This is a genomic window from Haloarchaeobius caseinilyticus (genome assembly GCF_051207395.1).
In the GTDB taxonomy this organism is placed as follows: Archaea; Halobacteriota; Halobacteria; order Halobacteriales; family Natrialbaceae; genus Haloarchaeobius.
Map to the genome: position 1 here is coordinate 377,536 of NZ_JBPJZC010000004.1, position 11,248 is coordinate 388,783.

The window sequence follows — 11,248 nt, forward strand, 5'->3', positions numbered from 1 at the left end:
CGACCGATGACCATCTCAGTCACAGTCTCCGGCGAACAGGTAGTAGTCGGTGTGCTTGACGACGAGGGAGTCAGCCGAGGCGGCGACCCCGCCGTCGGCGCACAGTCGCTGATTCGTCTCGGCGAGTTCGGCGAGTCGCTGCTGGCAGTCCTCGTCGAGTTGGTCGTAGTCCAGGAGTTCGATGTTGGCCGCGAGGTCGGCTGGATCTACTGCTTCTAAGTAGGTGATAGTACGCGTCATGGTGGGGTAGTGGCGACGCTCGGTCGGGACTCGCCGACCGGTCGTACACACAGACACTCGATACCCCACCACTTAACACTGTGTGCTGTGACAACATGGGTCGTTTGTGGTCGAGCCGAGGAGCACGTCGCGTCCACCCCGGCGTTGATTATTTGTACTCATCCCGTGTGTACACGAACGATGCAGACGTACGAAGACTTCGCCAGCGTGAGCCTTACGCTGGAGGACCAGTCGGACTGGCTGCTCCCGACGGTCCTCGAACGGCAGGCCGAAGAACGGACCGAGGAGACGTTCCTTCAGTGGGAGACGACGGACCGGACCGTCACCTTCGGCGAGACGAACCGAATCGTGAATCGACTCGCGCACGGACTGCGCGAGTGGGGTGTCGAGAAGGGCGACCACGTCCTGTTGATGTTACCGAACTCATTGGAGTACGTCTTCCTGTGGTTCGCACTCAGTAAAATCGGTGCGGTCGAGGTACCAGTCAACACCGGCTACAAGCAGGGGACGTTCACACACGTGGCGAACCTCACAGACTCGGTGTACGGCGTCTTCCACGACTCCTACGTCTCGCGGGTGCTGGCCGTCGAGGACGATCTCGATTTCCTCGAGAGCGTGGCCGTCCTCGGCGACGACGTGCCGGACACGAGCGACTCCGCCTTCGCATTCGCCAGCTACGAGGACCTGCTGACCGACGACGACACCACGCCCGCAGCAGACCTCGCGTTCCACGACGTGGCCTCCATCATCATGACCTCGGGGACGACCGGCCCCTCGAAGGCGATACAGAAGACGTACGGCCACCAGTACTTCTTCGCCGAAGAGTGCGTGAACCTCGTCCAGTTGACCGACGACGACGTGTACATGACCGGGAACCCGCTGTTCCACAGCAACGGGCAGGTACTCGTCGTCCTCCCCGCGCTCATCGCGGGCGCGAAGCTCTGTCTGTTCGAGAAGTTCTCCGCGTCAGGTTGGGTCGACCGACTCCACGAGACCGGCGCGACCGTCTGTAACTTCCTCGGGTCGATGATGGACTTCGTCTACCAGCAGCCAGAACGAGACATCGACGACCAGAACGACCTTCGCTGTCTGTTCGCCGCACCGACCGCCTACGGCATCCAGGAAGAGTTCGAAGCCCGATACGGCATCGAGTACATCTCCGAGGTCATCGGGACGACCGAGACCTCGATGCCGATTCTGGCCCCCTACGGCGTGGAGCGACCCGAGGGCGCGGCCGGGTTGTTGCTGTCCGATTTCTACGAGGTGCAACTCGTCGACCCCGAAACCGACCAACCCGTCGAGACGGGGAAGATGGGCGAGTTCGCGATTCGACCGAAGCGGCCGTGGTTGATGACGCCGGGGTACTACGGGATGCCCGAGAAGACCGTCGAAGCCACGCAGAACTGCTGGTTCCACACGGGCGACGGTCTCAGACGGGACGAAGACGGCTGGTACTACTTCGTCGACCGGATGGGCGATACGCTCCGTCGCCGCGGCGAGAACATCTCGACGTACGATGTGGAACAGCCGATACTCGACCATCCAGCGGTCGAGGAGTGCGCAGTGGTCGGCGTCCCAGCCGAGGAGGAAGGCGGCGAGGACGAGGTGAAAGCGTTCGTCGTGTTCAAAGCCGACGAGTCCGCGACCGCGGTCGAACTGACCGAGTGGTGCGACGACGCGTTGCCGTACTTCATGGTGCCGCGCTATCTGGAGTTCGTCGACGAACTGCCGAAGACCTCGAACGAGAAGATTCAGAAAGCGAAGCTCAGAGACCTCGGGAACTCGGCGGCGACCTGGGACCGGGAGGAGTCCGATGTCACCCTCACCAGATGACGGCAGCGAGAGCGACACGCTGTCAGCACGTGTCGCCCGACTGGAGGCGAGAGGAGCACTGAAAGAGCTCAAAGCTGCGTACTGTTACAGCATCGACGCCCGCGACTGGGACCGCCTTCGTTCGCTGTTCACCAGCGACGCCGTCCTCGACTTCGGTGGACTCGGCACGTACGAGGGCGACGACGGCCTCGACCGGTTCGTGCGTGAGTTCGTCGAAGCGAACCTCGATGGGTCCGCACACATGGTCCATAACCCAGTGCTCGACGTTGACGGCGACACGGCGACCGGCCGCTGGTACGTCGAGTCGCCGGTCACCTACGCCGACGGCTCGGGTGGCTGGCGACAGGGTGTCTACGACGACGAGTACCGACGGGTCGACGGCGAGTGGCGGTTCGCGTCGGTTCAGATGCGCTTTCTGTACACGGCCGACTTCGGCCCTGACGGCTGGCCGGACGTGTCGCTCGTCCGTGGCGGGCAGGACACGCTCTAAGCGGTCTCTGGACTCGATCTCTCTATTCGTCGTCCCAGTCGTAGAACCCGTGTCCGGATTTGACGCCGTAGTCACCGGCTCTGACCATCTTCTTGACCACCTGCGGCGGTCGGTACACGTCCTGTCCGAGTTCCTCTGCGAGGTACTCCCCGACCTCGACGCGAACGTCCCAACCGTTGTAGTCACCGAGTTTCAGCGGCCCCATCGGGAAGTTGTAACCGAGTTCCATCGCGGTGTCGATGTCTTCGGCAGAGGCGACGCCCTGCTCGACCATGCGCGCGGCCTCCATCCCGAGGACCAGTCCGAGGCGCGACGTTGCGAAGCCGGGGAAGTCGTCGACGAGGATACTCGTCTTCCCGAAGTCGTCCGCGATGGCTTCGACGGTCTCGACCGTCTCGTCGCTCGTGTGGTGGCCCGTGATGAGTTCGACCAGCTTCATCTTCACCGGCGGGTTGAAGAAGTGCGTGCCGACGACGCGCTCGGGATGGTCGGTCACGCTCGCGATTTCGGTGATAGAGAGCGACGACGTGTTCGACCCCAACACCACGTCGGGGTCGGTGTTCGCGTCGAGTTCCTCGAACACGCTGTGCTTCAACTCCATTTTCTCCGGGACGGCCTCGACGATGACCTCGGCGTCCGCGGTGACGACGTCGATGTCGGTCGTCCCCGTGGCGCGGTCGAACACCGCGTCGGCGTCCTCGACGAACCCGCCGTCTTCGGCCTCTCGCAGGTTGGTCTCGATACGGTCGAGGCCAGTCGAGACGAGGTCGTCGTCGATGTCGCGAATGACGACGTCGAACCCTTGCTGTGCGGCGAGTTGGGCGATACCGCTGCCCATCGTGCCTGCTCCGATGACTCCGATGGCTCTGTCTGCCATAGTACAACCGTTTCGACGTGGTGTGATAACAGTTACCCAGACGGCGGGCGCTCCGCCCCAGTCGTGACAGTGAAGCGTCTCGTCACTCGCCCGTTCAACGTGGGAGTCTCGCAGTCACGGTCCCGTCGACCGCGACTGACCCGTCTTCTTTCGTGAGTGTGACCTCGAACGTGACCAGTCCGTCGCCGTCTTCGATGCGTTTGTCGGCGACGGTCGCCGACGCGGTCACCGTCTCGTCTTCGAACACCATGTCGTGGTAGCTCGATTCGAACGACCGGAGGTCCCCTGGCGACGCCAGCACGTCGTAGACACACTGGAAGATGTAGGAGAGGTTCGCCGGTCCCTGATTCAGCCGACCGGGGAAGCCGAGAGCCGAACTCGCCTGTGGGTCGTAGTGGACCGGATACGGGTCTTGCAGTATCGCGGCGATGAGCTTCATGTCGGTCGCGTCGACGTCCTCGACAGTCCTGTCCGGGAGCGAGTCGCCCGGTGAAAGGTCTTCGTACTTCATGCGTCGAAGAGGACTACGTCGAACGAGAGATCGTACACCGGTTCGCCGGCCGTGGTCGTCACGTCGTACTCGAACGTGACGAAGGTGAGTTCGCCGCGCGAGCCGTCTTTGGTCGCGACGTTCGGGATGTAGCCGGAGACGTGATACGGCTCGTGGACCCGAATTGGCTGGTTGAAGTCAGCATCGAGTCGTGCGAGTGCCGCACCCTCTTTCCAGTCGGGGGCGACGTTTCCGAGCGTGCCCTCGATGCCGCCAGTCGCGTCGACGGCGAGGTGCTGGCACATCGTCGGTGGGACGAGTTGGCCAGCCTCCCCTTGCTCGGTCGCGGCGTCACCATAGCGAAAGGCCGCCTCCTCGTTTCGCGTCGCGTCCGCCCAGAGGAACGCTTGCCAGGATTCGATGGTGAGTTCACCATCGGGCAGGCTCGTCCCTTCCAGTTCGGCGAGTTCCATGGTCTGTTTCACTCTTCATCGGGTGTCCCCAAATACGTTCGTGCGGTCCGCCTCGTCGACGCCAGTTCTTCGGACTGACGCATCGAAACCGGTCTACTCACCGGTGCGAGGATTTATGCGACGAGCCGACGAGTTCGGAATGCGTACGCATGAACTTCGAGCTAAGCGAAGAGCATAAACTGATGCAGTCTGCTGTGAAAGACATTGCCTCACAGTACGACTCCGAGTACTGGCAGGACGTCCACGAACACCAGCGAGTCCCCGAGGAGATATTCTCGGACCTCGCCGAAGGGGGCTGGTTCGGTATCCCCATCCCGGAAGAATACGGCGGACAGGGGATGGGCCTGTTCGACACGGCCATCGTCATGGAAGCACTCTGTGAGGCCCACGCCTGGGAGACGACGTTCCGGTTCACCATGAGCACCGTCTTCGGCGGGACCACACTCGTCGAGAACGGCACAGAAGCCCAGAAAGAGAAATACCTCCCGGGCATCGCGAACGGCGAAGACGTGTGGGCACTCGGGCTGACGGAGCCAGACGCCGGCCTCAACTCGTCCAGCCTCACGACGAGGGCCGAGCGAGACGGCGACGGCTGGGTCATCAACGGACAGAAACAGTGGACCTCCGGGATGGAGTTCGCCGACCACCTCCTGTTACTTGCCCGAACGACACCGAAAGACGAGGCCGGGTCGCGCACCGAGGGACTGACCATGTTCGTCGTCGACCCCGAACACGAGGCCCTCGACTACCGAGAGATTCCTCTCGACATCTACTTCACCGAACCGACATACGACGTATTCATCGAGGACCTCGCCGTCGACGAGTCACAGGTTATCGGGGAAGTCGGGCAGGGTCTCTACCAGATCTTCGGGATGCTCAACAACGAACGCGTCACCGCCGGTCTCTCGTCGTGGGGTGCCGGGAAGGAAGCACTCGACACGGCGGTCCAGTACGCGAAAGACCGCGCCGTCTGGAACGAGCCAATCGGTGCCCATCAGGCCATCCAGCACCCGCTCGCGGAGGCACACGCAGAGATGGAGAGCGCACGGACGTCGCTTCGAGAGGCTGCGTGGAAATACGACAACGACGTTGGGAACGTCGCCGAGGCGTCGAACGTCGCGAACTACCTCGCCGGAAAGGCCGCGTGGAACGCGACCGAGGCGGCGATGACTACGCTCGGCGGCATGTCCGCGAGCGCCGAGATGGGCGTGGCCGCAGCGTGGGGCGTCGCCAGACACCTCCGGACCGGACCGGTCTCCGAGGAGATGATACTCAACTACATCGGGCAGCACAGCCTCGGTCTCCCGCGCTCGTACCAGATGTAGACGCCCCGGTTTTTCTCACACGATGTTGGACGCGGCACGCCCGTGTCTCGATGTGGCGTACTCGGTTCGATAGCTGCTGCACTGGCTTCGGCGAGGTTTGAGTCTACGATGGAGAAACCCGAAAATCAGGAGACAGCGGTGGTACGAGTGGCTGAGTGAGACGGCCGATAGTTCGCAGCCTTGGCTGCACACGGCGGACTCGACCGGTTCGCTGCTTCCTCGCTATGGTGTCTGGCGAGTGCTCTGCTCGTCTCGTTTTCGCACGATGCTTCGCTCAGACCTGTCGCACACGGCTATCCTCGGAGACCTCCCAGCTTTCCACGTCCTCTCTGACGATCTTCCCGGTCGTGCTCCGGGGCAGGTCCTCAGGGCTGACGATTTCGAGGTAGTTCGGCAGTTTGTAGTTCGCGATGCGGTCTTCGAGCATCGCCATGAGTTCGTCCTTGTCGAGTTCGTCCGGTTGCGTCGAACTGACGATGACGCGGGGCACCTCGCCCCACTTCTCGTCGTCGACTCGCACGGCGATGGCGTCCTCGACCAGTTCGTTCTCCAGCAGGATGTCCTCGATTTCGGCGGGGTAGATGTTCTCCCCACCGCTCTTGATGAGGTACTTGCGGCGGTTGATGAAGTCGAGCATCCCGTCGTCACGTCGCTCGAACATGTCCCCGGTTCTGAACCAGCCGTCGTTGAAGTCGGACTCGTTCGCCTCTGGGTTGTTGATGTAGCCGCTACAGAGTGCGGGACCGCGGACCGCCAGTTCGCCGACGTCGCCCTCGTCGACCTCGTTCCACGACTCGTCGATGAGTTTCGCGTCCGTCCACGTCGACTCGATCTTCGAGAGGTCCTCTGTCTTCGGGTGGACACCGGGTTGGATGTGGTGCCCGCCAGAGGTCCCGTGACCGATTTCGGTCGAGCCGTAGGAGTTGATGAACGGCATGTCGAAGCGTTCGGTGACGCGCTTCACCTTCTTCGGGTCCACGAGGTCGACGAGGCCGCCGATGTGGCGAATCTCGCGGAATTCGTCGACGGACGTACCGCTCTCTTCCATGTAGTCGAAGAAGGTACTGATGGTGCCCGGGAGGAGGACGAACCAGCTTATCGCTTCCCCGTCTTCTTTGAGAATCTCGACGATTCGCTCCGGGTCGAACCCGTCGATTGGGTAGAACGTCCCGCCGAGGATGGCCGTCGTCGGGAGCCAGTCCGCGGTCACGATGTGGCACATCGGCGACCACGCGAACTCGGAACTCCCCTTGTTCAGTTCGAAGTCGGTGATGGTCTTGTACGCCCGCGCCATCCAGGCGCGGTGACTGATGACCGCGCCCTTGGGCATCCCCGTGGTGCCGGATGTGTAGAGGACGACGAGTCCTTGCTCGGGGTCGACCGACCCCGGCTCCAGCGGCTCCGACGTATCGCCCATCTCCAGCAGTTTCTGATACGAGACCGTGTCGTCGCTCTCGTCGGTGTCGTCGAACGCGAGGTACTCGGGCTGTGCATCGGAGTCGTCGGTCGCCCACCGTCGCTTCTCCTCGAATCGGTCCGAGGCCATGATGTAGTCCGCTTCGACGAGGTCGATACAGTGTGTCAACTCCGTCTTCTCGATGCGCCAGTTGAGTGCTGCGGTAAGCGTCCCGAGTTTCGCACTGGCGTAGTACAGGACGATGATCTCCGCACGATTCTCAGCGAGCATCGCGATGGTCGTCTCGTTCGGTGTCACCCCCATTTCCAGCAGGCCGTTCGCGAGTCGGTTCACCCGGTCGTTCAGCTCGTCGTAGGTTATCTCCTCGTCTTTCGTCTTCACCGCCACGTCGTCGCCGTACATTCGCGCCGACTTTCGAACCAGGTCCCCCACGGTGAAGTTCCTGCTCGCGTCGACGAACGAGTCGTGATTCTGTACCCCAAGCTCGAAGTTGGCGTCCATACACCCTGAAAGTTGTTAACAAGGGTTATAATATTTTCCCAGCAGATAGCCGCTCACACCGACGACGAGGAGTCTCGGTTCCCAGACGAACTGTAACTCAGACGACTGAACTAGCGACGGCCTCAGATGAATTCCGACGCATGGGCGTCTTCGTCGGCGACGGAGAACTCGTCTCCGTCTCGCTGCAGTACACCGTGGTCGGCGAGGTGTGCGAGGTGCGCGTGTGCTTCGCCCACGCCGTGCAGCACGTGTTCGTTCTCCAGCGACCCGAACAGCGCAGACGCGACAGCCCAGACAGACGACGGGCCACGGTCGTCCAACACTTCGACGACTCGTTCGGAGCGCTCCCGATGATGGTCGAGTATATCGTGTGCGCGTGCAGCTGGGTCGTGAATCGCTTCCCGATGCCCGGGCCAGACGGTGTCGAAGTTTCGGTCGGCGATTCGTTCGAGCGAGTCGACGTAGCGAGCGAGTGGGTCGTCGACGCGCAGGTCGGCTCCACCGACGTTGGGGGTGTAGACCGGGAGAAGTGCGTCCCCGAGGAACGCTTCGGGGCCGTGGTCACCTTCGAACGCGAACCCGATGTGGCCGAGGGTGTGCCCCGGTGTGTGGAACACTTCGAGGTCGCAGTCGTCGAACGAGAGAACCGCACCGTCTTCGAGCGGGGTGACCGCCGCGGAGTCACCCGCCAGCGCGTAGCCGCCGTCTATCGTCTCGAAGAGACTCTCTCTTTCTCGTGCTGGCACCCCGCAGGCGGCGACGAACGACTCGTGGCGGTCGCGGAACTGTTGGACCGCACCGGGGTCGCGTTCGACCAGCGGGACGTCCAGTTCGTGGGCGTAGACGGTCGCGTCGCTCACCTCTTGCAACCGTGCTGCGAGGCCAGCGTGGTCGTAGTGCCAGTGCGTGACGAGGACCGCGTCGAGGTCCGCAGGGGCGAAACCGAACGACTGGAGGCCGTCGCGGAGTTGGTGCCAGCAGTCCGCCGAGGAGACGCCGGTATCGACGAGAACCGTACTCGTCTCCGTTTGGAGCAAGTAGACCGAGTTGTCACCTTCGAACTCGGGACTGTCTAGTGAGATTCTATCCATAGGGTGTGTATCGAGGTGGGCATTGGTAAAAACGATGGCCTGTAGCAGGTGGTGGTACGGCGATGACGGATGGCTGTGAGGCGTCGCTGCCGCGGTGACGAGTCGGTACAGCCGGACTCAGATAGCCATCGGCTCTTCGGCCCAGCCCTCGCTGTACGGCGAGAAGTACTTCGCGTCGTAGGTGAGCTTGCCGATGAACCACTCGTCGCCCTGTTTCTCGAAGTCGACCGTGTAGAATCCGGCGAGCCACGCCGCTCCGATTCCCTCGACCTCCTCTAACCCGAGGAAGTGCCAGCGACCGGTCGCGGTGTCACCGTCGACGGTGACCCACGGGTTGAGCGCGAGGTGGAAGGAGTCGAGGATGCCTGTCTCGCCCTCGATGTATCCCGAGAGGAACTCTCGGACCTCTTCTTTGCCTTCGTAGTAGCCGAAGTCGCCGTAGTCGATGTCGGCGTCGTCGGTCATGAGTTCGAGGACGCCTTCGAGGTCGTGTTCGTCCATGCGGAGCGCGTAGCAGTGCATGGCGTTCGTTACAGTCAATACTGCTGCTGGGTCGTCAACTTCTTTCATGGTACATATTCACATTCAGGACATCACAGTAAAACAATTATCTTTTATTACATACACTATAGGACTGTTTCGACTGACGCATCTCACGGCCCAGTACCCAGCACCCCATCGAAACCACTAATGAGAATGCGACACATTGTCAATTCGGAGTCGACTACATGAAACTCGCAGCAGATAAATCGACAGTCATCACCGGCGCAGCGTCGGGAATCGGGGAAGCGACCGCGAAACTATACGCCGAACACGGGGCGAACGTCGTCGTAGCAGACGTGGACGTAGACAGTGGCGAAGCGACGGTCGCCGATATCGAAGACGCCGGTGGGACCGCCACGTTCGTCGAGACGAACGTCGCCGAGTCCGAGGACGTACAGGAGATGATTCTCACAGCCGTCGAGGAGTACGGCGGGTTGGACGTGGTGTTCAACAACGCCGGTATCGAAGGGCCTGTGACAGATATCGTGAACTACTCCGAGGAAGGCTTCGACCAGGTGGTCGACGTGAACCTCAAGGGGGTCTGGCTCGGGATGAAGTACGGCATCGAGGCGATGCTCGAAGACGGCGGCGGCGCGGTCATCAGCACGTCGTCCATCGGCGGACAAGTCGCCGTCCCCCAGTACGGGGGCTACGGCGCGACGAAGGCCGGGGTCAGTCTCCTCACGAAGACCGCCGCACTGGAGTACGCAGACCAGGGTATCAGAGCGAACGCGCTCGCGCCTGGTATCGTCGAGACACAGATGATTTCGCGCGTCATCGAAGAAGACCCCGAGCAAGAAGAGGCGTTCAAAGCGATGGAGCCGATGCCGGGCCTCGCGCAATCCGAGGAAATCGCGAAGGCCGCACTGTTCCTTGGCTCCGACCTCGCCTCGCGCGTGACCGGCGTCACGTTGCCAGTCGAAGGCGGAAAACTCTCGCAGTAACAGACCGACCACCGCAAGCTATTCTTTCCGTCGCGCGGTCTGTACTGACGTTCCAATGTCGACCGTCGTAGACGTGCATTCACACCTGTGGGCAGAGGACTGGCTCCCGGAAGCGTTCTGGGACGCGTTCGTGGACATCGCCGTCCGCACGAACGAGAAGAAAGGCAAGACCGTAGACCCGGAGCGCATCCGGGAGTCGTACCTCCCGACGTACTGGGACCCGAGTGGCGACGCGCTGCTGTCGCGCATGGACGAAGCCGGCGTCGACCATCAAGTCGTCTTCGCCGTCGACTTCGGCCTCGCACTCGGGGAGGCCGAGACACCCATCACCGAGGTCAACCGCGCCGTCGCCGATTTCCGGGCGGAAAACCCCGAACGGATCTCCGCACTGGTGACCATCGACCCGCGCCGCGAGGGAGCAGTCGACCACGTCCGGACCGCACTGGACGAGTGGGACATGGACGGGTTGAAACTCCACCCCACCGCCGGGTTCTACCTGCACGACGAGGAGACCTACGAGTTGCTCGACCTGCTCGTCGAGCGCGACAAACCACTGTTGACGGACTCGGGGCCGGTATTCGCACCGCTGTACAGCGAGTGTTCGCACCCGACCCACATCGACAGGGTGCTCGCGGACTACCCGGACCTCGACGTCATCGCCGCGCACATGGCGTTCGAGTGGTGGGAAGACCTGCACGCCATCGCTCACTCGAAGGTCAACAGTCGCCTCCACGTCGACATCTCCGGCTGGCAGGAGCGTGTCAAAGAAGACCCCGAGGAGTTCGCGACGGCAGTCCGGACCCTCATGGACGACGTCGGCTCCGACCGCATACACTGGGGCACCGACGACCCGGCGTTCGACCCGGTCCACCCCAAAGAGGAGTGGCTGGACAACGTCCGGGCGCTCGCCGAGCGCGAGACCGGGCCGACGTTCACGGACGAAGAAATCGAGGCATTGCTCGGCGAATCGGTGAAACCACTGTTCGAGCGACTCTGAGAAGCGCCGAGAAACGTCTGAAAAGCG

Annotated in this window: 12 protein-coding genes; 5 read left to right on the forward strand and 7 right to left on the reverse strand. The window is 62.3% G+C overall.

The features are described from left to right. Positions 1-15: 15 nt before the first annotated feature. On the reverse strand, positions 16-240 hold the full coding sequence (locus ACSC1P_RS19320) for a hypothetical protein (protein WP_435361836.1): 225 nt from the start codon (positions 238-240) through the stop codon (positions 16-18). Positions 241-420: 180 nt separating this feature from the next. Between ACSC1P_RS19320 and ACSC1P_RS19325 the strand changes: the two genes are divergently transcribed. Beyond that, a complete protein-coding gene (locus ACSC1P_RS19325) occupies positions 421-2,073 on the forward strand; it encodes an AMP-binding protein (RefSeq protein ID WP_435361837.1) in 1,653 nt (550 codons plus the stop codon). Next, positions 2,054-2,563 carry a nuclear transport factor 2 family protein gene (locus tag ACSC1P_RS19330; RefSeq protein ID WP_435361838.1) on the forward strand — a complete coding sequence of 170 codons (510 nt, stop codon included), beginning with the start codon at positions 2,054-2,056 and terminating at the stop codon, positions 2,561-2,563. The genes ACSC1P_RS19325 and ACSC1P_RS19330 overlap by 20 nt, the downstream gene beginning before the upstream one ends. A 22-nt stretch (positions 2,564-2,585) precedes the next feature. Here ACSC1P_RS19330 and ACSC1P_RS19335 read toward each other — a convergent pair whose 3' ends face one another. The 3 genes from ACSC1P_RS19335 to ACSC1P_RS19345 form a co-directional block, all read right to left on the reverse strand. Then, positions 2,586-3,440, reverse strand: coding sequence for a 3-hydroxyacyl-CoA dehydrogenase family protein (locus tag ACSC1P_RS19335; protein WP_435361839.1), 855 nt, complete (start codon positions 3,438-3,440; stop codon positions 2,586-2,588). A gap of 94 nt (positions 3,441-3,534) precedes the next feature. Next, entirely contained in the window at positions 3,535-3,951 is a 417-nt protein-coding gene (locus ACSC1P_RS19340; RefSeq protein ID WP_435361840.1) for a MaoC family dehydratase, read from the reverse strand. Then, positions 3,948-4,403 (reverse strand): MaoC family dehydratase, encoded by a 456-nt coding sequence (locus ACSC1P_RS19345; RefSeq protein ID WP_435361841.1) that lies wholly within the window; start codon positions 4,401-4,403, stop codon positions 3,948-3,950. The genes ACSC1P_RS19340 and ACSC1P_RS19345 overlap by 4 nt, the downstream gene beginning before the upstream one ends. Positions 4,404-4,552: 149 nt before the next feature. On the opposite strand from ACSC1P_RS19345, the gene ACSC1P_RS19350 reads away from it, so the two are divergent. Continuing rightward, entirely contained in the window at positions 4,553-5,728 is a 1,176-nt protein-coding gene (locus tag ACSC1P_RS19350) for an acyl-CoA dehydrogenase family protein (protein ID WP_435361842.1), read from the forward strand. A gap of 274 nt (positions 5,729-6,002) precedes the next feature. Here ACSC1P_RS19350 and ACSC1P_RS19355 read toward each other — a convergent pair whose 3' ends face one another. The 3 genes from ACSC1P_RS19355 to ACSC1P_RS19365 all read right to left on the reverse strand — a co-directional run bounded on the left by ACSC1P_RS19355 (position 6,003) and on the right by ACSC1P_RS19365 (position 9,307). After that, positions 6,003-7,646, reverse strand: coding sequence for a class I adenylate-forming enzyme family protein (locus ACSC1P_RS19355; protein ID WP_435361843.1), 1,644 nt, complete (start codon positions 7,644-7,646; stop codon positions 6,003-6,005). 122 nt (positions 7,647-7,768) lie between these two features. Next, the gene (locus ACSC1P_RS19360) at positions 7,769-8,737 is read right to left on the reverse strand and encodes an MBL fold metallo-hydrolase (RefSeq protein WP_435361844.1); all 969 of its coding nucleotides are present in this window, start codon (positions 8,735-8,737) and stop codon (positions 7,769-7,771) included. A 117-nt stretch (positions 8,738-8,854) separates the two neighbouring features. Continuing rightward, positions 8,855-9,307, reverse strand: a complete 453-nt coding sequence (locus tag ACSC1P_RS19365; RefSeq protein WP_435361845.1) for a nuclear transport factor 2 family protein — start codon at positions 9,305-9,307, stop codon at positions 8,855-8,857. A 158-nt stretch (positions 9,308-9,465) separates the two neighbouring features. Between ACSC1P_RS19365 and ACSC1P_RS19370 the strand changes: the two genes are divergently transcribed. Beyond that, on the forward strand, positions 9,466-10,224 hold the full coding sequence (locus ACSC1P_RS19370) for an SDR family NAD(P)-dependent oxidoreductase (RefSeq protein WP_435361846.1): 759 nt from the start codon (positions 9,466-9,468) through the stop codon (positions 10,222-10,224). 55 nt (positions 10,225-10,279) lie between these two features. After that, a complete protein-coding gene (locus ACSC1P_RS19375; RefSeq protein ID WP_435361847.1) occupies positions 10,280-11,221 on the forward strand; it encodes an amidohydrolase family protein in 942 nt (313 codons plus the stop codon). Positions 11,222-11,248 lie beyond the last annotated feature (27 nt).

Excerpts from the sequence above, each read along its gene's own strand:
- ACSC1P_RS19320 (WP_435361836.1), bottom strand. The coding sequence starts at position 240 with ATGACGCGTACTATCACCTACTTAGAAGCAGTAGATCCAGCCGACCTC.
- ACSC1P_RS19325 (WP_435361837.1), top strand. The coding sequence starts at position 421 with ATGCAGACGTACGAAGACTTCGCCAGCGTGAGCCTTACGCTGGAGGAC.
- ACSC1P_RS19330 (WP_435361838.1), top strand. The coding sequence starts at position 2,054 with ATGTCACCCTCACCAGATGACGGCAGCGAGAGCGACACGCTGTCAGCA.
- ACSC1P_RS19335 (WP_435361839.1), bottom strand. The coding sequence starts at position 3,440 with ATGGCAGACAGAGCCATCGGAGTCATCGGAGCAGGCACGATGGGCAGC.
- ACSC1P_RS19340 (WP_435361840.1), bottom strand. The coding sequence starts at position 3,951 with ATGAAGTACGAAGACCTTTCACCGGGCGACTCGCTCCCGGACAGGACT.
- ACSC1P_RS19345 (WP_435361841.1), bottom strand. The coding sequence starts at position 4,403 with ATGGAACTCGCCGAACTGGAAGGGACGAGCCTGCCCGATGGTGAACTC.
- ACSC1P_RS19350 (WP_435361842.1), top strand. The coding sequence starts at position 4,553 with ATGAACTTCGAGCTAAGCGAAGAGCATAAACTGATGCAGTCTGCTGTG.
- ACSC1P_RS19355 (WP_435361843.1), bottom strand. The coding sequence starts at position 7,646 with ATGGACGCCAACTTCGAGCTTGGGGTACAGAATCACGACTCGTTCGTC.
- ACSC1P_RS19360 (WP_435361844.1), bottom strand. The coding sequence starts at position 8,737 with ATGGATAGAATCTCACTAGACAGTCCCGAGTTCGAAGGTGACAACTCG.
- ACSC1P_RS19365 (WP_435361845.1), bottom strand. The coding sequence starts at position 9,307 with ATGAAAGAAGTTGACGACCCAGCAGCAGTATTGACTGTAACGAACGCC.
- ACSC1P_RS19370 (WP_435361846.1), top strand. The coding sequence starts at position 9,466 with ATGAAACTCGCAGCAGATAAATCGACAGTCATCACCGGCGCAGCGTCG.
- ACSC1P_RS19375 (WP_435361847.1), top strand. The coding sequence starts at position 10,280 with ATGTCGACCGTCGTAGACGTGCATTCACACCTGTGGGCAGAGGACTGG.